Here is a 16,612-nt window from a genome sequence, read left to right on the forward strand (position 1 = left end):
GAGGAGGGTCCGTGGGATTGAGTCCCATCGCGGGCGGATCGACCGTCGACGCCGTGTTGGAGCAGCTCCAGGCCCAGGTCAGCGACGGTTCCTGGCCGGTCGGCGCCCGCATTCCGGCCGAGACGGAGCTGGCGGCGCTGCTCGGCGTGAGCCGTCCGGCCGTCCGGGAGGCGATCCGGGCGCTGGCGCATGTCGGAGTTCTGGAGGTGCGGCGCGGCGCCGGGACGTACGTCCGCACGACCGTCGATCCGCGCCCGCTGCTGAACCGGCTGGCCCGCGCGTCCCTGCGGGACTGTTTCGAGGTGCAGCTCGCCTACGACGTCCAGGCGGCCCGGCTCGCGGCGCGCCGCCGCACCGACGCCGACCTCGTGCGGCTGGAGCGGCTGCTGCGCGCCCGCGACGAGGCCACCGCCGCGGACGACTTCGGCGCCGCCGACGCGGCCTTCCATCTCGGCGTCGCGGAGGCGTCCGGCAACGCCGTGCTGATCGAGGCGATGCGCCTGTTCATCGACCGGTTGCACGAGTCGCTGCGCGCCATCAGGCTCGACCACGAGATCCCCGAGGCGGGCCCCGGCCCCCACCGCACGGTGCTGGACGCGATCGTCGCGGGCGACGCGGCGGCAGCGGCGACGGCCGCCGCGGCGGTGGTCGAACCGACCATCGCCGTCCTGGACACCCTCCTCGAACGCGACGGCGGGACGGTGGGCCGGTGACGCGGCGGGCCGGGACGGTCGGCGCGGTCCTCATGATCGCCCTGGTGGCGGTCAACCTCCGTCCCGCGATCGCGGCGGTCGGCCCGCTGCTCACCGAGATCAGCGACGCCTTCGGCCTGTCCGGGACGGCGGCCGGGGCGCTGACCACGTTGCCGCTGGTGTTCTTCGGCTCCTACGGGCTCGTCGCGCCGTTCCTGCGCCGCGCCCCGCGCAGCGAGACGCTCCTGGTCATGACCATGGCGCTGCTCGTCGCCGGGCTCCTGCTGCGGCTCCTGGACGCCCCGTTCCCACTGTTCGCCGGGTCGTTGGTCGCGGGAATCGCGATCAGCATCGGAAACATCGCGATGCCCGCCATCATCAAGCGCGACCACCCGGACCGGATCACCACGGTCACGGCCGTGTACACCCTCGCCGTGTCGGGCGGCGCGTCGATCGCGTCCGGGGTCGCCGTCCCGATCGAGGACGTCTTCGACGCGTCCTGGCGGCTCCCGATGGGCCTCCTGGTCATTCCGGCCGCGATCGCGGGCCTGTTCTGGCTACCGAGCGCCCGGCGAGCCGCCCACGCGGCGCGTTCGGCCCCGCCCCCCGCGACGCACCGAGGCATGGCGGCGCAGGTGTGGCGGTCCAGGCTGGCGTGGCAGGTCACGGGTTTCATGGGCGTCCAGTCCCTGCTTGCGTACGTGGCGATCAGCTGGCTCCCGACGCTCTGCCAGGACCGCGGGATGGGCGAAACAGCGGCCGGGTACGCGCTGGCCCTCACGGCCGGGGTGCAGGCGGTCGGGTCGCTGGCCGTCCCGGTCCTGGCGCGGCGGACGCGCGACCAGCGCCCCCTCGTCGTCGGCACCGTGGTGCTGACCCTGACGGGGTTCGCCGGGCTGGCGTGGACGCCGATCGGATGGGCGTGGGGCTGGGCCGTCGTCCTCGGCATCGGTCAGGGCCTCGGCTTCGCGACCGCGCTGTCGTTCATCGGACTCCGCGCCCACGACACGCAGGTCGCGGCACAACTGTCCGGAATGGCGCAGGGCGTCGGCTATGTCATCGCGGCGCTGGGCCCGCTCGGGGTGGGCGCGCTGCACGACGCCACCGGCGGCTGGAGCGTTCCGATGGCCGGGGTCGTGCTGGTCTCCGCCCTGCTCGTGCTGCCCGGCCTTGCTGCTGGACGCAACCGAACGATCGGCGAACCAGCGGACCCGACCGCCGAACCTGCCACCCAAGGGGTTAACACGGCGATTAGCGGACACATCACTAAATAACCCCTGTGACCGGCCGATTCTCCACCGGGAGGTGGACCACATGCTCTCCACGATCCTGACCGACCCGGTGGTGGCCAAGAACACGACGACCGGTTCGTTCTGGTGGGCGTGGATCATCCCGGTCGTCGCCGTGGCGGCCCTCGTCGCCCGGCTCTCGATGACGGTGCTGGCGTCGTCCCGGAAGATCCATCCAGAACGACGGAACGACCAGAACAACCATCGCGGAATGGAACAGGGCGGGACGTACACGTACCGGCCCGGCATGTTCTCCCACAGCTACCCGCCGAACCGCGAGTCGCAGTGGGCGGAGTTCCGGAAGGACAACCCGCAGCCCGGCCGGGAGCCGAAGAAACCGTGGCCCGACGGCGTCCTCTACGAGCAGACGATCTTCAAGGAGGAGTTCGAGGAGCTCATGGACCCGGAGGAGCACCCGACCTCGTAAAAACCCCCGGCACCACCCGCACGGCCCCCACAACACCATCGCCGCCCCGAACCTCAACGACGGCGAGCTCTTCGAGATCCTCGCCAACACCAAGGGCACGCAACAAAGCCACGGTGACGGGCGTCCGAGCCCGCATGGCCCCATCGTCGATCTTGACGACCCCCGCGCGCCCATCGTCGAGCGCGAAGGCGTCCACCCCCTCGGCCCCACACTTGACGACCAGCCCTGGGACGGCGTCCATCAGCAGCCGCTCCTCACGCCGCGTCCCAGATGTCCACTGGGGATAGGCGCGCATGGCGTCCGCAACCCGCCGCTCCGGCGTCCCTTCCTCAGCCAACACAAGCGCCCGAAACGCCCGAGCAACCCCAACAGCACTCAGCGCGAACAACGGCGCCCCACACCCATCAACCCCAACCGCCGCCACAGCCTCGCCGGCCAACTCCTCCACGGTCTCCCGCACAACAACCTGCAACGGATGACCCACGTCAAGATAAGAAGCCGTAGGCCACCCAGCCACGACACACGTGGCGAGCATCGCCGCATGCTTCCCCGAACAGTTCATCCGCACCCGCGAGGCCCCACCCCCACCCCGGGCAAGCTCCTGCTGCACCACCGGCTCAAGCGGCCAACTCTCCGGACACCGCAAATCCCCGGCCCCCATCCCCACCCCGGCAAGGATCTTCTCAACCCCCTCAACATGGAACCCCTCCCCCGAATGACTCCCAGCGGCCAGCGCTAGCAGCTCCCCGTCCACCTCAAGCCCAGCCCGCACCATCGCAACCGCCTGCAACGGCTTGTTGGCCGACCGAGGAAAAATCGGCACCCCAGGCTCGCCAACCCGCACGACAACAGCCCCATCGGCCCCAAGCCCGACCGCGGCCCCCCGATGCCGCGACTCAACAAACCCGGACCGCTCCACCTCAACAACAACAGGATTAACCCCCACAAGCCCCCCCAACTCATCGTTCCGCACCGAAAACACGCCCACCCGAGATGGACCCGCCACCCCAGGGTCGCCCCCAAACCAGCCAACCTCAACCAACCAAGCCCCACCCGCACCCCGGCATCAGAACGGGACGTCCAGCCCGAGCTCGCGCAACCTTGCCACTGCGAGGGAAAGACAAGCGCCTGCGGTGGCGGCATCAGCACGCATGGCCTCTTTCAACGGCCCGCCGCTCTCGGCGAAAGTCCAGGCGGGGCGGCCTTCCGCCCGCCGCTCGGCATCGACCCTGAGCATCGCGTTCACGCCCCGATCGGCGAGCCACTCCAGGATGAGCAGCGCCACGTACTCGATGCCGCTGTCCTGCCCAGTCTTCGGCCAACGGCCCTTCCTGCCGGTCACCGCCCGACCCTACCGACACGAGTTCATCGCGGCGACGATTACTAATTGTCCACTGGCGATCACTATTTGTCGTGATAGTTTGCGGGCGCGACCACACCGACCAACACGCATGTGGCCGACGTATCGGCCACGTTCGGGTGCGTGCGCGTGCGAAGTCGGCGGCCCTGTCCTGGCCACGATGCTGGCGCGGTGGGACGGGGCTCCGTGAGCGCGGCACATCGCTGCGCCTGGCGGAAGGAGCGCACAGTGGGCAGGCACGAAGACCCGGCCGAGATGAATGGACACAAGCCCGGCAAGCCGATTCCGCCGCCCCCCGACAAGGGCAACAAAGGCGACGGCAAGCGAGGAAAATGACCTCATGACCGAGAACGTCATGCGGCGTCTAGAGGCGATGGTCGATCGGCTGACCGCCGCCGGGTGGCTTACTAGTGACGCCGTCCGGGGCGCGCTGTATGACGTTCCTCGGCACTGCTTCGTACCCGCGCTGGCCTGGATGGGCGAGGGTGATCGCGTCAGTGAGGCTCGCGACCCGCAAGCGTGGCTTGACGTGGCGTATTCCGACGAGGCGATCATCACCCAGTTGGACGACGGTGACACCGACGTGGCCATAGGTGATGGGCGATACACCTCTTCGTTGTCGGCGCCGAGCACGGTTGTGTCGTTGCTGGAACTTCTCGACCTTGAGGACGGGCATCGCGTCCTGGACGTTGGCACCGGGACCGGGTGGACGGCCGGGTTGCTGGCTTGCATTGTCGGCTCGGGCAACGTCACCAGTGTCGAAGTCGACCCGCAGATCGCCGAGCGGGCGTCGGCCAATCTGGCAGGTGTTCGGTTCGAGCCTGCGGTGGTTGTTGGAGACGGCTCGAAAGGGTGGGCTCAGAACGCGCCGTACGACCGCGTCCATGCGACGTGTGCAGTGGCGCGGGTGCCATATGCGTGGGTTGAGCAGACGCGGTCGGGTGGGGTGATCGTTACGCCCTATGCCCCGGGGTTCGCTTCCAGCCATGAGTTGCGGCTAGTCGTCTTGCCTGACGGGACTGCCGTGGGTCGCTTCACTGGGTACGCCTCTTACATGCTGATGCGTAATCAGCGTCATCCCGAATGGGATCCTGCGGCGCTCGATGTCCGCGAGTCCACGAGTGATGTCGATCCTCGGACCTTGGGTTACGCCCCTGCTGGGGCCGATCTGGCGATGGGGGCCGCATTGCCTGGTGTTGTCGCGCGTGGGCGCCGCGATGGTGACAATTACACCCTGCGCTTGTGGGCTTCTGACGCCTGGGCGACGGCGACTTACGAGCCGGGCCGTGTGGCATTCGACGTTCGGCAGGCCGGAGAGCGCGCTCTGTGGGACGAGGCCGTCGGGGCGTATTTCGGGTGGGTCAGCCAAGGAAGCCCCGGCCGGGATCGCTTCGGGCTCACCGTCACCGGCGAAGGCGAATATGTTTGGTTGGACAGGCCGTAGCAGTTATAGGCGGTTCATGAGGAGGAGGGCGTAGGCGGCGAGGGTGGAGTCGTCTGTGATGCGGCCGTCGCCCACCATGGCTACGAAGTCGGTACGGGAGACCCACTTCTGCCGCATGTCCTGCTCTTCTGCCTCCCTGTCGTGTTCGCCTTGCTCCAGGTCGGTCGCGTGAAAGATGTTGAAGCCTTGGCTGCTTGTTCCGTGTGAGCAATTCAGGTAGCCGAGGTGGCGGAGGGTGTGGGCGCGGAGGCCCGTCTCCTGAGCTAGTTCCAGGCGTGCCAGCTCCTCGGGGTCTGCTTGCTGTCGATCGGGCAATGTTCCTTGGGGGAAGCTCCATGTGCGCTTCTTGATTGGGTATCGGTATTCCTCCACCATGTGGAAGCCATCGGCTTCGGCGGGAATGATCAGGGCGAAGTCTGGTTTGTGGACGACACCGTAGACTCCCCGTGATCCGTCCGGGCGTTCGACCTGGTCTTCCGTTACGCTCATCCAGCGATTCTCGTAGACGATCTCGCTGGACAGCTGTTCGATGATGCCGTCGCTGTCACTCATCTGTGTTTCCTGCTCCAAAAGTGCCGTCGTCGACCGGCGTTCGCCGGGGGTTGGCTTGGGTTGTTAGGGGCGGGTTGGTGGGGCGTTCATCGCTGCCGTCAGGAATGTGATCGCCCGTACCGAGGTGCCGCGGTATCCGTGTTCGGCGAAGAGGTGCTCGGCCGCGTCGAGGATCTGGGTGCGGGTGTCTGGGGTCGCCACATGAGCGATTATACGAATCAAACGAACGTATTATTGAAACGGTCGTTTGAAAGAGGTCTGACATGAAGCTGCTCGTGTACGGCGCCGGAGTGCTCGGCAGCCTGTTCGCCGCCCGTATGTATGAGGCAGGCCACGACGTCTCGCTCCTCGCCCGGGGTGGGCGCCTGGCCGTTCTGCGCCGGGACGGCGTGCGGCTCGCCGAAGGAGACAGCCCAGATGTCAGGCGGGTGCCGGTACCGGTGGTCGAGCGTCCGGACGGCGAGTACGGCCTGGTCACCGTCTTCGTCCGCACCCATCAGGTGGACGCGGTGCTGGAGTCACTCGCCGGTCTCGACGGTGATGTGCTGTTCCTCCACAACTGGGCGGCGGGCGCGCAGCCGCTGGGCGCGGCGATCGGCCACGAGCGGGTGCTGCTCGGCTTCCCCACGTCCGCCGGGACGATGGACGGCGACGTGGTCCGCTACCGCAGGACCACACTCATCACACGCCGGGTCGCGATGCCGATCGGCGAGCCCGACGGCCGCACGACTCCGCGGCTGGAACGGATCGTGGAGACGTTTCGTGCCGCCGGGATCAACGCCAAGGCCGAACCGCGCATGGACGCCTGGCTCAAGACGCACGCCGCGTTCGAGGTCCCGCTCGGGCAGGCGGTGCACCTGGCGGGCGGCCCGGTAAAGCTGGCCGCCGATCCCGATGCGGTCCGCGGCATGCTCCACCTCATGCGGCAGAACCTCGCCGCCATGGCGACGCCACCGGCACCTCGCGCGTTCGGCGCGTTGCGGACTCTGCCGCAAGGTCTGCTCGTGCCCATGCTCCGGCGTTTTCTGAAGAGCCCGACGGCCGTCCACAGCGGACTCAACCATCCCTCGCCCGCCACGGCCGCCGAATTTGAGCGGCTGACCGAACAGCTCCGCGCCCCTGCGAGAGCCCGCTAAGCCACCCAGAAAGCGAAGACCTCACCACGTCCTCCAAATGGCGCGGCGCTACAGGACGAACGCTGGTTAGGCCTACTTCGTGTGGTCAACTTGTGCTACCCAGAGTGAGAGGGTGTCCACGGGCTTGGGAGGGTGCGTGTCCGGGCGTAGCGATTCATATCTCTCCTTTGGCCTGCCTGAGGGCACGGCCGCGACGGGGTGTGTGGTCGTCGTCATAGCGGCAGCCGCCTTCCTTGCCTACAACTACGCCCACTCGGATTCGACGAACGGACTGGACTACGCATCCGGCGACAAGCCCGAGGAAATGAAGAACTCGGCCTGCTTCAATAACTACGGTCCCTGTCCGCCGTCCGGCTTCAAGTGGCGCATCCCTGCGTCAGGCGTCATACAGACCCAGTTCAAGCGGGAGAACATCCAGGACGGGGCGAAGTTTCGAGGCTCGTTCCGCTTGGATGCGGCGAAGTTGGTCGAGGACGAGGTTCGGGATTGCGCAGCCGTAGTCGACTGGTCGTTGCTTGCCGATGGCAAGCCCCTCGCGCACGGCACGGTCAAAGCGGGGAGCGACGAGCAGCGCGTCACCGGCACTCCCCCACGCGAGACCCGTTTTGTTCAGTTCACAGCGCGGCGCACTGACACCTTGAACTGCCGCTCCACTGTCCAGTGGATCTACGCCGGTCTGGACTGACGCCGCCCTTCCCTCCGCAGACCATGCGTCGGCCCCGGAGGTTCATGGGCATGACGTCATCCCCGCGACGGCCCTCAACCACTGGCTGACTGGAGGAGTTCAGCTCGGACGAGTTCCAGCAGGCGTCCGACCCAGTTGCGTCCTTCGCGAGAACTCCGGTCAATCCAGAACGGGGACTCGGAGATGCCGGTGTAGCTGATCCGTGCGTCTGCGGTGGACAGCAGGATCTCAGCCATTTCCGGGTTCTGGGTGAACTTGGCGCGCAGCAGATCAGCCATCACGGCAGTCCGGACCACGGCCCAGTCCGGCCGCAATGCACACCGGCCGCCGATCTCGTGGGCCTCCCGGGCAGTGGCCGCGTCCCGGACACGGTCGTGGTCCGAGCGGGAGGCCACCGCGCTCGCCCAGTACCCATGGAGGGTTACGCACTCATCGAGAACGCGACCGTGGCCGACAATCTCCGCGTCGTTCTCACAAGTCGCCGCAATCACCACGACGCACTCGAACGGGTGGGCCTGGCAGGGCGCGAAAAGGACAGGATCCACCAGCTCAGTGGCGGCGAGCAGCAACGGGTCGCTCTCGCCCGCCTGCTGGTCAAGCAACCGTCCCTGATCCTCGCCGACGAACCTACAGGCGCCCTGGACAAGGCCAACGCCACCATGGTCGTCGACACCCTACGCACAATGAGCGACGACGGCTGCGCCGTGATCATCGCCACCCACAGCGACTACATCCAACAAAGATGCCACTCCGTGTTCAGCCCCACCGCTCCAGCCCAAGAGCCCGAACAATCCTCGTAACACGACCACCACACACGGTGGCATGCGCGCCGCCAGGACGGCGGCGCGGCCCGGCGGAAAGGTGGCCGGTGGGCCATTCACCGGCCGCCTCCAGGCGTCAGTCGCGTCGGCGTATGATGCGCAGCGCGAGAAGATTGATCGCGAAAATCAGTGCCAGGCCGATGAGTGAGAGCCAGAACCCGCCTTCGGGGCCCGCGGTGATCTGGAAATGCGAAACATCGTCCAACTGGACCAGGTTGGCGAGGACGACATAGGTGGTCTCCTCCATCCGTGACGCGACCGACAGCACCGCCAGCACCAGGAAAACCTCGGCGACCGCCGCCACCTGGGCAGCACGTAGTAGACGCCTCTCGGCAGAACGAAACAGACCGGTTCCCGCACCCGCCGCGATGACGAGGACCGTTACGGCCGTCCCGAGGCGCAGCGCCCACGGCCAACTGAAGTCGTTCTGGTAGAACGCATGGTCGAACGGAATGTTCGCACCCGTCGCGGAACCTTCCGTGGCGGCTTTGAAGGGAGACAAGTCGCTCGTCGTAAGGGGCGACCAATCTTTGACCGTGACCGAGGCACACGGGAGAATCAGGAAAGCGAACACGACGGCCACGAACCCGAGCGGGTTGATCACCCAGGCCACCCATTGATCGAACGAAAATCGACGTCTGCCGTTCATTCCCGGAACGCTAGGCCCGGCTGGCCGGGAGGGGTCCCACCATCACTGTCCGCCACTAGCCGTTTTACGGATGTGGTGTCCGGCGCCTTTCCAGACCCACGACGCCCCGTCGCGCACCTGGGCCCTGGGATCGGACGAGCGTCGATGCCGTGGTTAGGGTCTGAGACCATGACAGAAATCGGAAGGCTGTTGGCCCTCGTGCCGCCGCCTGTGGCGCCGGTGGAGCCCCACGCCGACTGGAGGCGGGTGGAGGACGCCCTTGGGCTGACCCTTTCCCCGCGAGTTCATTGAGATCGCCCGCCGCTACGGACGCGGCACGTTCTGCGACGAGTTCTTCTGCCTCCCTCCGGACGAGATGACCGGGGAGAATCCCGGGCGATTGGAAGACCTACGACTGATCCTTACGGCTGACGGAGGTGGAAGGCGCGCCGCCCTATGAGGAGCGGCTCCGCATTCTGCGGCAGAGGCTGGCGCCGACCAGCGCCCGTGGCGGTTTCAATGGCGCGGGCGGCGACCGGCAGGACCATTTCGCCGCGACGGACGACGAGTGGAGGTTGATGTACGAGACGGCCTACGGCCACCAGATCCGGGTCGCCTACCCACCCGGGCAGGACACGCGAGTGCGCGATGCGCTACTGCCCGCGATCGGCGCCATGGGTTGCCGCGTCATGGACGTCCGGCAGGTGCACGGCACCGCACACTGGCCCGGACTGGAAGGAACGGCGTGACCGTGGCGGGTCCGTGATGTTCAAGCGTCTACGACATTGGACTGGCGGTGCGGCGGTCGAGGCCAATGCGCAAGTGCTCGCCGGAGCCGTCCGTCCTGGCGACACCTTCCCCCAGGCAGGCAGTTCTCGGACGCCATTACGTCGACGGTCCGTCCGTTCACTACGCGGGGCGAACAGGAGCATCGGGTCCGGCCCGCTTCTCGATGCGGCTGCCCCGGGGAGACTCCGATCATCGAGCTGGCGGGGCAGGCGCTGGGGACGGTCGGCGAGGGCTTCTGCTGGTCAGCGCTCTCGCCCGCCAGTGGGGAGCACGGCGCGTCGCGACCGGAGGGAAGGTCGTCTACACAGGTTGGGTGGCCCCGTCCTTGGTCAACACCTGCTTTCAGCGTGCGATGCCGAGGAGGTGGAGGGCATTAGGGCGCGTTGGGCCAGGGTGGCCGCGAACAAGACGGGGAGGAATGTGCGGGTCTATGCCCGAGGCAAGCGTCGATCTCAGGGCAGGTCGTAACGGCCGCGCCGGATCTCCTCGAACAGCGCCGCCATCGCGTCGACGCTGAACACGTGCTGCTCGCCGGTCGGGTCCTTACTGTCGCGCACGCCAATCACGCGCGAGAGGCTGGCGACCTCGACGCAGTTCTCCCCGTTGGCGCCCGATCTGCGGCTCTTACGCCAATTCGCTTGCTCCACTGCTCACCACCTTGCAAGAGGACGCGGCTTCCGGTGTTCGCGGGGGCACCATATTCAAGGCGCCCCCACGAACACCGGAGTTGGTTAGATTAGGTCATAACGACCATGCCGAATGTCAGCAAAGAGCGACTTTATTGCGGGCAGCGCGTAGGAGTGGCGCGGGCCATCAGGATCTTCCGAATCACGCACTGCAACCGAATGTGGGGTGCGCGCCATTTCGACGCACGTGTCCCCACCGTTGCCACTGTGCGACGACTTCCGCCACGTCAGGTTTTCCATTGGTCCAGCGCCTTTCTGATTAGCTCGATCGATTGCTTTCCCGGCAAGGCTTCGAGGCGAAGATCTTCCCATATTCGCTTAATGATGGCAACCTCCTCTGGGTGCTCCAAGACATCGCCACTAAAGACATCGTCCACATAAGCGAAGTCATGGCCTTCCATGCTTGCGATGACGAACCCTCCGGCCAGCCCCGCGTATGCTCCGACATTTTGCGGGACGACCTGTACATTCACACCGGGACACTCGGCTATTTCCAGCAGTTTGACAAGCTGATCATGCATCGTCGTCTGATCACCGACAGGCCGGTAGAGCGCCCCTTCGTCTATGATGGCCACGAGCATCAGGTCATTGTATGGGGACAACACCTCTTGCCGATCAATTCGTCGTTCGACCTGCTTTTCTACGTCATCAACCTTCCTTCCCGACTTGGTGATGACGGCGCACGCATACTCGGGGGTCTGAAGCAATCCGGGGATAAGCAACGGCTGATAGGTAAGGAGTTGATCGGATTTCTCCTCGATTTCCAGCCACCGATCCATCCACTCTGGGGCTCGCTCGTTCTTGACGAGCTCCTTCCCGATCTCCTCCAGCAGGCCTTTCGTGTCGAAGATTTCGTCCAGGCGCCTCAGGTCATCGTGTTGGGGGACGCGGCGTCCACTCTCCCACGCTTTGACCAGGGATTCGCTCCTATAGACCAGTTTGGCCAGGTCCGCCGGGGTCATCTCCCTGCCGGTTTCAGGATCAACCGACATGCCGCGCAGGCGCCGGATCTGCTTAGCAAGGAATGTGCGCGGCGTCATGCGGTTGTTGGCCATGCGGGGATACACCTCGATACGCCGGGGGCTGAGGCCTTGTCATTCTGCTGTGGCCGTGCTTCGTCTCGTCAAGCGTAACTCCATGCGTCCACGCTTGGAACTCGAATCCGCAGGTGGGTGGGAGGGGGTGTGGTTAATGATCACTCTGCCTTGCGTGCGGGCCAGCGCGAAGAGGGCCCGTGATCATGTCGGCGAGATCACTGAAGGGTGGCCGGTCGACAATGATGATGTTCGCTTGATCGTTTCGGAGTTGGCGACGAATGCGATTCGGTACGCCAAGAGTGAGACGTTTCGGGCGGACGCTTACTCGCGAGTGGGGCCTGTGGGTCTGTATCTCGTGGAAGTGTGGGACGCCGATGACACTTTGCCCACGCCGGGCTGTTCGGGCAGTAGGGACGGTGGGCGTGGGCTACTGATGGTCGCCTCGATCGCGTGTGGGTGGGGGGCGCGGCACGTCGAGACGGGCGGGAAGGTCGTCTACGCGGGGTGGGTGATCCCGTGACCTGCGACGAGGTGGCGGTCGACAACTGGTATCAGCTTGCCGTCATCCGCGTGTATGGGCCGTGGCTGCGCAAGGACGATCTGGTGCCGGGTGACGAGCGTGTGCGTGCGTCCGGGCGTGTTGGGCATGCCCGGCTCATCCTCACGATCCGCCATGTCGAGTTCAGCGAGAGGGATGCGCCCAAGTGACCACGACGGTTGTGCATGGGTGGGACTTCGGGCCCGACCAGCTTCTGATCGGCACCGAGGTGGCCCGGATGTTCGGCGTCAGCGTGGTCACGGTGACCAGGTGGGCGGACGAAGGGAAGCTCGTCTTCGTCCGCACGCCTGGTGGGCGGCGCCGGTACAGCCTTCAGCAGGTCGAGTATCTGATGCTGGCCCCGTCTAGCCCGCGATGCCGAGAAGGAGACGTGCGTCGGTGGAAGACATAGGTGGACGTTGAGCCAAGGTGGCGGCCTGGGTGGCACGTTCCACAAGTTGGGCGTTCGAGGTCGCCGGTTGGCCCTTGGCGAAGGTGATCGTGTCCTCCATGCCGACTCTCAGGTGGCCGCCTGCTGAGAGGGCCGCGAACAGGACGGGGACGGATGTGCGACCAATGCCGGTGGCTGACCAGGTTGAGTCTGGTGGGAGGACCTCCACGGCTGTCGTCAGGGTTCGGGTGTCGCCTGGCATTCCGCCCGGGACGCCCATCACCAGGTCGCAGTGGACGTGGCCGCCGGAGGGCAGTCCGTATTTGTCCAGGAGGCGGTGTAGGGCGGCTATGTGGCCCAGGTCGAACAGTTCGAACTCCGGGACGATCTCCATCGCCTGGGTGCGCTCGTAAAGCTCCACCATGAACGGCCAGGGGTTCATGAAGACGTCGGCGCCGAAGTTGACCGTCCCGCAGGTGAGCGAGCACATGTCGGGTTGGGCGTCCAAGACGGCTAGGCGATCCTTGTATGGGTCGGTGACCGCGCCGCCTGTGGAGAGCTGGATTATCAGGTTCGTGCTCTCCCGCAGGGCCTGCACCGTGTCTCGGAGGCGGGACGGGTCGAGCGTGGGCCGCGCGTCGGCGTCGCGGATGTGGACGTGGATGACCGCCGCCCCGGCCGCCTCGCACTCCTTGGCCGTCTGAACCAGTTCATCGAGGGTGACGGGCAGGGCCGGAACGTCCGACTTCGCGGACTCCGCGCCCGTGGGCGCCACCGTGATGAGCGTTGTTGCTCCCATGGCGGCAGAATGCATGCTCATGCGTGCGGTAGTCCAGAGAGTGAGTCAGTCCAGCGTGTCGGTTGACGGGCGGGTCGTCGGGGCGATCGACGGGCCGGGGCTGCTCGTCCTCGTGGGTGTGACCCATGACGACGACGCCGGGAAGGCCCGCAGGTTGGCGGCGAAGTTGTGGGGGTTGCGCATCCTGGACGGCGAGAAGTCGTGCTCGGATGTCGGCGCGCCTCTGCTGGTCGTCAGCCAGTTCACCTTGTACGGCGATACGCGGAAGGGACGTCGGCCTACTTGGACGGCCGCTGCGCCTGGGCCCGTGGCTGAGCCTCTGGTGGACGCCGTCGTCGATGAGCTGCGGAAGCTTGGGGCGACGGTCGAGACCGGGGTGTTCGGTGCGGACATGAAGGTCGCGCTGGTCAACGATGGGCCGATCACGCTGGTCATCGACGTTTGATCAGCGGAAGCCGTAGACCATGCCGATCAGGGTGGCGACGGTGCCCAGGGCGGCGAGGGCGATGAGGGCGCGGTCGGTCTGTGGAAGGCGTCCGCGCGCGTATGGGGAGTGGACGACGGCGCCGGAATCCGGGTCGTCCTTCTGGAACGGGTTGCGCAACCCGACCAGCCGCCACAGGGAGTCGTTCTTCAACTGCTGGTGATCCGGGCCACAGGCGAACAGGCGGCCCCGGACGCGCTCCGCGCAGGGGTGGCCCTGATGCGACACCACCCGGCACTGGCCCGGGACCAGGATGAACTCGTACAGGCACCACATCAGGAGTCCGAGCAGCGCGACGCGCCACGACCCCGCCCACAGGGCGACCAGGCCGACGGCGGCGAACAGGGCCCACCAGGCCGCCGGGGGCTCCCTGCGGGGGAGGCGCCGGGAGCCCTTCCGTGACGCGGGCGGCTCCTCTTGCCCCAGGTTCGCGACCATTGGTAGGAATCCACCTTCCCCGGGCCTCGGCCGGTGAGAAATCGTCTATTTCACGATATTGCCCAGGGAGCGGATGATCTACCCGTATTACGCGGGTCGTCGCCGGAGATTGATCTGCGCGTTCGCGCCGGTCTCCGGTGACACGACGACCTCCTGCGCGGCGGCGACGCCGTCCGCGAGAAGCTCGGCGTCGACCGGGACGTTCCGTTTGACCAGCGCCAACGCGATCGGGCCCAGCTCGTGGTGGCGGGCCGACGAGCCGACGACACCGACCGCGCGGCCGCCCGGGATCTCGACGGGGGCGCCGCGCGCGGGCAGCCGGTCGACGCTGCCGTCCAGGTGCAGGAAGACGAGGCGGCGCGGGGGGCGTCCGAGGTTGTGGACGCGGGCGACCGTCTCCTGCCCCCGGTAGCAGCCCTTGGTGAGGTGGACGGCCGTCTCCACATATCCCGCCTCGTGCGGGATCGTCCGGTGGTCGGTGTCGAGGTTGAAGCGGGGGCGGTGCTCGGCGATGCGGAGCGCCTCGTACGCCCAGATGCCCGCCGGACGCAGGTCGGGAAACGCGCCGCGCGGGACGATCTTGGTGACGGTCCCGGCGACGTCCGGCCAGGCCAGGTCGCCCTGTTCGGCGGGGCCGGGGACGGTGATCACGGCGTACTCGTCCGACACGTCGGCGACCTCCACGCGGAGCATGAACCGCATCCGGTCAAGGAAGTCCACCAGCGCGGCCCCGGCGCCGGGCTCGACGTGCACCCAGACGGCCTCGCCGTCGTCGATCAGGAACAGATGGTTCTCGATGTGCCCGTTCGGGCTGAGCAGCAGCGCCTCGGTCGGCTCGAACGGCTTCAACCCGTCCAGGTGCTGGCTGAGAAGGCTGTGCAGCCAGCTCAACCTGTCCTGACCGGAAACCTTGATGACGCCCCGGTTGCCGCGGTCGACGTAGGCCGCCCCTTCTTCCAGGGCGCGTTGCTCCTGGGCGGGTTCTCCGTAGTGCGCGGCGACCTCCTGGTCGGGCGCATCGGCGGCGACGGCTCCGGGCGACTCCAGCAACGGGCTCTCCATGGAACCAGGTTATGTCGCGCGGCAGTCCTTGCACCGCCCGTAGACAGTGAGGTGATGCACGTCCGTCTGGAAACCGAAGTCGCGTTCGAGGACGTCCGCGAGCCCGCCCGCCGTGGCCGGATCGACGTCCTGGACGATGTGGCACCCCCGGCACACGAGGTGGATGTGCTCCGCCTCGGCCGCCAAGTGGTAGTTCGGTGGGCCATGTCCGAGATGGGCGTGCTTGACGAGCCCGAGTTCTTCGAGCAGCTCAAGCGTCCGGTACACGGTGGAGATGTTCACGCCCTGGGCGGTGCGCTGTACCTCCGCGCAGATCTCCTCGGGGGTCGCGTGCTCCAGATTGGTGACAGCCTCAAGGACCAGCTGGCGTTGGGGGGTGACCCGGTACCCCTTCGCCCGCAGCTCCTCCTGCCACGATTCGACCATGTAACGAGTCTAGATCCAGGTCGAAGGACCCGAACCGCCCGGCGTCCGCTCGGCGGAAAACTTGCTTGCCTCACCGCGCGCGGCTCACATAACGTGCGAGGTACGCGCGAAAGGAGGTGGTCCAAGAAATGGTTGATTTCAGGACTCGCGAGGTGGCTGTCCGCTAGTCGCCGTTCCGCCTCGGCGCCGCCGCCCCCCGGGCGGAGGCAACCGGTCGCGACGGTGACCGGCGAATCCCAGGCAGTTACCCGGTCCCCGGACCGATGGACCAGTCCTGTCCATCGCCCGCCCCCATGGCGGGGAGGTCCGGGGATCGTTCATTTCCAGCGGCCCTCGTCAGGCGACCCTCTTGAGCTGGGCGGACAGGTGGGACTGGAGGTCCTGGCCCATGGCGGCCATGTCGTAGGCCCAGCCGAGGTCCTCGCCGATCATGCCGTACAGGCGGTGCCCGCCGGTGACCTCCTTGGCCGACTCGGTGCGGGCGACGACGTCCGTGCGCAGCTCGACGCGGCTGAACGCGACGTTGCCGACGTAGAGCTCCACGATGCCCGTCGGGTGAGCCAGCGTGACCTCGACCTCGTTGTTCGGACGCGGCCGCCAGTAGCCCGTCTCCACCGCGAGCGGGCGCCCGAGCGTGCCGTCCTCCTCGATCAGCCAGGTGCGGCTGGCGTAGACCAGGAAGGGCTTGCCGATATGGGTGAAGGACAGCTCCTGCCCGAAGTTGAACGACTCGATCGTGGGATAGCCGCCGACACCGGCGCCCTCCCAGGTGCCGAGGAGGAACTTCAGCGGCTCAAGGTCCGCGTGCAGCTCAGGATCCATGAGCATCGAGGGTAGTAGTGCCGCGTCCTATCTGAGACGTCCGAGCCGGACCACCAGCAGGACGGCCGACACCGCCGCGACCCCGAGGACGGCGATCAGGATCGCC

At 66.9% G+C, this 16,612-nt stretch carries 25 protein-coding genes; 11 read left to right on the forward strand and 14 right to left on the reverse strand.

What is annotated here, in order from left to right; all coding sequences use genetic code 11:
• Nucleotides 1-11 precede the first annotated feature (11 nt).
• Genes ABD808_RS19995 through ABD808_RS20005 form a run of 3 tightly spaced genes read left to right on the forward strand, consistent with a single transcriptional unit; the run spans nucleotide 12 to nucleotide 2,408 of the window.
• Nucleotides 12-713 carry a FadR/GntR family transcriptional regulator gene (locus tag ABD808_RS19995; RefSeq protein WP_344898833.1) on the forward strand — a complete coding sequence of 234 codons (702 nt, stop codon included), beginning with the start codon at nucleotides 12-14 and terminating at the stop codon, nucleotides 711-713.
• Nucleotides 710-1,966: a CynX/NimT family MFS transporter gene (locus tag ABD808_RS20000; protein ID WP_344898835.1), complete on the forward strand. Its 1,257-nt coding sequence runs from the start codon at nucleotides 710-712 to the stop codon at nucleotides 1,964-1,966. Before ABD808_RS19995 ends, ABD808_RS20000 begins: the two co-directional genes overlap by 4 nt.
• Before the next feature lie 40 nt (nucleotides 1,967-2,006).
• Nucleotides 2,007-2,408, forward strand: coding sequence for a hypothetical protein (locus tag ABD808_RS20005; RefSeq protein WP_344898837.1), 402 nt, complete (start codon nucleotides 2,007-2,009; stop codon nucleotides 2,406-2,408).
• Here the strand turns inward: ABD808_RS20005 and ABD808_RS20010 are convergent.
• Both ABD808_RS20010 and ABD808_RS20015 read right to left on the reverse strand, forming a co-directional pair.
• Nucleotides 2,377-3,381, reverse strand: a complete 1,005-nt coding sequence (locus ABD808_RS20010) for an asparaginase (RefSeq protein ID WP_344898839.1) — start codon at nucleotides 3,379-3,381, stop codon at nucleotides 2,377-2,379. The two genes, ABD808_RS20005 and ABD808_RS20010, sit on opposite strands and share 32 nt — an antisense overlap.
• A 93-nt stretch (nucleotides 3,382-3,474) precedes the next feature.
• A complete protein-coding gene (locus ABD808_RS20015; protein ID WP_344898841.1) occupies nucleotides 3,475-3,750 on the reverse strand; it encodes a hypothetical protein in 276 nt (91 codons plus the stop codon).
• A gap of 358 nt (nucleotides 3,751-4,108) precedes the next feature.
• Here ABD808_RS20015 and ABD808_RS20020 point away from each other — a divergent pair, with 358 nt between their 5' ends.
• On the forward strand, nucleotides 4,109-5,212 hold the full coding sequence (locus ABD808_RS20020; RefSeq protein ID WP_344898843.1) for a methyltransferase domain-containing protein: 1,104 nt from the start codon (nucleotides 4,109-4,111) through the stop codon (nucleotides 5,210-5,212).
• A gap of 3 nt (nucleotides 5,213-5,215) precedes the next feature.
• Here ABD808_RS20020 and ABD808_RS20025 read toward each other — a convergent pair whose 3' ends face one another.
• Together ABD808_RS20025 and ABD808_RS20030 are read right to left on the reverse strand one after the other, a co-directional pair.
• Nucleotides 5,216-5,764 carry an NUDIX domain-containing protein gene (locus ABD808_RS20025; protein WP_344898845.1) on the reverse strand — a complete coding sequence of 183 codons (549 nt, stop codon included), beginning with the start codon at nucleotides 5,762-5,764 and terminating at the stop codon, nucleotides 5,216-5,218.
• 63 nt (nucleotides 5,765-5,827) lie between these two features.
• Complete coding sequence (locus ABD808_RS20030; RefSeq protein WP_344898847.1) at nucleotides 5,828-5,965, reverse strand: TetR/AcrR family transcriptional regulator; 138 nt, start codon at nucleotides 5,963-5,965, stop codon at nucleotides 5,828-5,830.
• 62 nt (nucleotides 5,966-6,027) lie between these two features.
• Here ABD808_RS20030 and ABD808_RS20035 point away from each other — a divergent pair, with 62 nt between their 5' ends.
• Nucleotides 6,028-6,900 (forward strand): ketopantoate reductase family protein, encoded by an 873-nt coding sequence (locus tag ABD808_RS20035; RefSeq protein ID WP_344898849.1) that lies wholly within the window; start codon nucleotides 6,028-6,030, stop codon nucleotides 6,898-6,900.
• A 136-nt stretch (nucleotides 6,901-7,036) separates the two neighbouring features.
• Nucleotides 7,037-7,585 carry a hypothetical protein gene (locus ABD808_RS20040; RefSeq protein ID WP_344898851.1) on the forward strand — a complete coding sequence of 183 codons (549 nt, stop codon included), beginning with the start codon at nucleotides 7,037-7,039 and terminating at the stop codon, nucleotides 7,583-7,585.
• Nucleotides 7,586-7,659: 74 nt separating this feature from the next.
• Here the strand turns inward: ABD808_RS20040 and ABD808_RS20045 are convergent, their stop codons facing one another.
• The gene (locus tag ABD808_RS20045; protein ID WP_344898853.1) at nucleotides 7,660-8,079 is read right to left on the reverse strand and encodes an NADAR domain-containing protein; all 420 of its coding nucleotides are present in this window, start codon (nucleotides 8,077-8,079) and stop codon (nucleotides 7,660-7,662) included.
• Between ABD808_RS20045 and ABD808_RS20050 the strand changes: the two genes are divergently transcribed.
• Nucleotides 7,999-8,385 (forward strand): ATP-binding cassette domain-containing protein, encoded by a 387-nt coding sequence (locus ABD808_RS20050; protein ID WP_425548950.1) that lies wholly within the window; start codon nucleotides 7,999-8,001, stop codon nucleotides 8,383-8,385. The genes ABD808_RS20045 and ABD808_RS20050 overlap by 81 nt on opposite strands.
• Before the next feature lie 97 nt (nucleotides 8,386-8,482).
• Here the strand turns inward: ABD808_RS20050 and ABD808_RS20055 are convergent, their stop codons facing one another.
• On the reverse strand, nucleotides 8,483-9,055 hold the full coding sequence (locus tag ABD808_RS20055) for a hypothetical protein (protein ID WP_344898855.1): 573 nt from the start codon (nucleotides 9,053-9,055) through the stop codon (nucleotides 8,483-8,485).
• Between the two features lie 416 nt (nucleotides 9,056-9,471).
• On the opposite strand from ABD808_RS20055, the gene ABD808_RS20060 reads away from it, so the two are divergent.
• A complete protein-coding gene (locus tag ABD808_RS20060) occupies nucleotides 9,472-9,783 on the forward strand; it encodes a hypothetical protein (RefSeq protein WP_344898857.1) in 312 nt (103 codons plus the stop codon).
• Between the two features lie 492 nt (nucleotides 9,784-10,275).
• Here the strand turns inward: ABD808_RS20060 and ABD808_RS20065 are convergent, their stop codons facing one another.
• The 3 genes from ABD808_RS20065 to ABD808_RS20075 all read right to left on the reverse strand — a co-directional run bounded on the left by ABD808_RS20065 (nucleotide 10,276) and on the right by ABD808_RS20075 (nucleotide 11,564).
• Nucleotides 10,276-10,470: a DUF397 domain-containing protein gene (locus tag ABD808_RS20065; RefSeq protein WP_344898859.1), complete on the reverse strand. Its 195-nt coding sequence runs from the start codon at nucleotides 10,468-10,470 to the stop codon at nucleotides 10,276-10,278.
• A gap of 84 nt (nucleotides 10,471-10,554) precedes the next feature.
• A complete protein-coding gene (locus tag ABD808_RS20070; RefSeq protein ID WP_344898861.1) occupies nucleotides 10,555-10,821 on the reverse strand; it encodes a DUF397 domain-containing protein in 267 nt (88 codons plus the stop codon).
• Nucleotides 10,737-11,564, reverse strand: a complete 828-nt coding sequence (locus ABD808_RS20075; protein ID WP_344898863.1) for a helix-turn-helix domain-containing protein — start codon at nucleotides 11,562-11,564, stop codon at nucleotides 10,737-10,739. Before ABD808_RS20075 ends, ABD808_RS20070 begins: the two co-directional genes overlap by 85 nt.
• A 498-nt stretch (nucleotides 11,565-12,062) precedes the next feature.
• Between ABD808_RS20075 and ABD808_RS20080 the strand changes: the two genes are divergently transcribed.
• Entirely contained in the window at nucleotides 12,063-12,254 is a 192-nt protein-coding gene (locus ABD808_RS20080) for a hypothetical protein (RefSeq protein ID WP_344898865.1), read from the forward strand.
• 59 nt (nucleotides 12,255-12,313) lie between these two features.
• The gene (locus tag ABD808_RS20085; RefSeq protein ID WP_425548952.1) at nucleotides 12,314-12,496 is read left to right on the forward strand and encodes a helix-turn-helix domain-containing protein; all 183 of its coding nucleotides are present in this window, start codon (nucleotides 12,314-12,316) and stop codon (nucleotides 12,494-12,496) included.
• On the opposite strand, the gene ABD808_RS20090 is transcribed toward ABD808_RS20085, so the two are convergent.
• The gene (locus ABD808_RS20090) at nucleotides 12,450-13,295 is read right to left on the reverse strand and encodes a beta-keto acid cleavage family enzyme (RefSeq protein ID WP_344898867.1); all 846 of its coding nucleotides are present in this window, start codon (nucleotides 13,293-13,295) and stop codon (nucleotides 12,450-12,452) included. The two genes, ABD808_RS20085 and ABD808_RS20090, sit on opposite strands and share 47 nt — an antisense overlap.
• Here ABD808_RS20090 and dtd point away from each other — a divergent pair.
• The gene (gene dtd, locus ABD808_RS20095; protein ID WP_344899005.1) at nucleotides 13,294-13,719 is read left to right on the forward strand and encodes a D-aminoacyl-tRNA deacylase; all 426 of its coding nucleotides are present in this window, start codon (nucleotides 13,294-13,296) and stop codon (nucleotides 13,717-13,719) included. The genes ABD808_RS20090 and dtd overlap by 2 nt on opposite strands.
• On the opposite strand, the gene ABD808_RS20100 is transcribed toward dtd, so the two are convergent.
• The 4 genes from ABD808_RS20100 to ABD808_RS20115 all read right to left on the reverse strand — a co-directional run bounded on the left by ABD808_RS20100 (nucleotide 13,720) and on the right by ABD808_RS20115 (nucleotide 16,506).
• A complete protein-coding gene (locus ABD808_RS20100) occupies nucleotides 13,720-14,196 on the reverse strand; it encodes a hypothetical protein (RefSeq protein ID WP_344898869.1) in 477 nt (158 codons plus the stop codon).
• Nucleotides 14,197-14,283: 87 nt separating this feature from the next.
• Nucleotides 14,284-15,258, reverse strand: a complete 975-nt coding sequence (gene ygfZ / locus ABD808_RS20105; RefSeq protein WP_344898871.1) for a CAF17-like 4Fe-4S cluster assembly/insertion protein YgfZ — start codon at nucleotides 15,256-15,258, stop codon at nucleotides 14,284-14,286.
• Between the two features lie 9 nt (nucleotides 15,259-15,267).
• Nucleotides 15,268-15,684, reverse strand: a complete 417-nt coding sequence (locus tag ABD808_RS20110; RefSeq protein ID WP_344898873.1) for a Fur family transcriptional regulator — start codon at nucleotides 15,682-15,684, stop codon at nucleotides 15,268-15,270.
• 336 nt (nucleotides 15,685-16,020) lie between these two features.
• Nucleotides 16,021-16,506, reverse strand: a complete 486-nt coding sequence (locus ABD808_RS20115) for a heme-binding beta-barrel domain-containing protein (protein WP_344898875.1) — start codon at nucleotides 16,504-16,506, stop codon at nucleotides 16,021-16,023.
• Between the last annotated feature and the right edge of the window lie 106 nt (nucleotides 16,507-16,612).

The sequence above is a fragment of the Actinomadura meridiana genome (genome assembly GCF_039537545.1).
Lineage (GTDB): Bacteria > Actinomycetota > Actinomycetes > Streptosporangiales > Streptosporangiaceae > Spirillospora > Spirillospora meridiana.

What these genes read in the sequence shown, in the direction of transcription:
- ABD808_RS20005 (WP_344898837.1), top strand. Translation starts at nt 2,007, where the DNA reads ATGCTCTCCACGATCCTGACCGACCCGGTGGTGGCCAAGAACACGACG.
- ABD808_RS20020 (WP_344898843.1), top strand. Translation starts at nt 4,109, where the DNA reads ATGACCGAGAACGTCATGCGGCGTCTAGAGGCGATGGTCGATCGGCTG.
- ABD808_RS20025 (WP_344898845.1), bottom strand. Translation starts at nt 5,764, where the DNA reads ATGAGTGACAGCGACGGCATCATCGAACAGCTGTCCAGCGAGATCGTC.
- ABD808_RS20035 (WP_344898849.1), top strand. Translation starts at nt 6,028, where the DNA reads ATGAAGCTGCTCGTGTACGGCGCCGGAGTGCTCGGCAGCCTGTTCGCC.
- ABD808_RS20050 (WP_425548950.1), top strand. Translation starts at nt 7,999, where the DNA reads ATGGAGGGTTACGCACTCATCGAGAACGCGACCGTGGCCGACAATCTC.
- ABD808_RS20055 (WP_344898855.1), bottom strand. Translation starts at nt 9,055, where the DNA reads ATGAACGGCAGACGTCGATTTTCGTTCGATCAATGGGTGGCCTGGGTG.
- ABD808_RS20070 (WP_344898861.1), bottom strand. Translation starts at nt 10,821, where the DNA reads ATGGGAAGATCTTCGCCTCGAAGCCTTGCCGGGAAAGCAATCGATCGA.
- ABD808_RS20075 (WP_344898863.1), bottom strand. Translation starts at nt 11,564, where the DNA reads ATGGCCAACAACCGCATGACGCCGCGCACATTCCTTGCTAAGCAGATC.
- dtd (WP_344899005.1), top strand. Translation starts at nt 13,294, where the DNA reads ATGCGTGCGGTAGTCCAGAGAGTGAGTCAGTCCAGCGTGTCGGTTGAC.
- ABD808_RS20090 (WP_344898867.1), bottom strand. Translation starts at nt 13,295, where the DNA reads ATGAGCATGCATTCTGCCGCCATGGGAGCAACAACGCTCATCACGGTG.
- ABD808_RS20100 (WP_344898869.1), bottom strand. Translation starts at nt 14,196, where the DNA reads ATGGTCGCGAACCTGGGGCAAGAGGAGCCGCCCGCGTCACGGAAGGGC.
- ygfZ (WP_344898871.1), bottom strand. Translation starts at nt 15,258, where the DNA reads ATGGAGAGCCCGTTGCTGGAGTCGCCCGGAGCCGTCGCCGCCGATGCG.
- ABD808_RS20110 (WP_344898873.1), bottom strand. Translation starts at nt 15,684, where the DNA reads ATGGTCGAATCGTGGCAGGAGGAGCTGCGGGCGAAGGGGTACCGGGTC.
- ABD808_RS20115 (WP_344898875.1), bottom strand. Translation starts at nt 16,506, where the DNA reads ATGGATCCTGAGCTGCACGCGGACCTTGAGCCGCTGAAGTTCCTCCTC.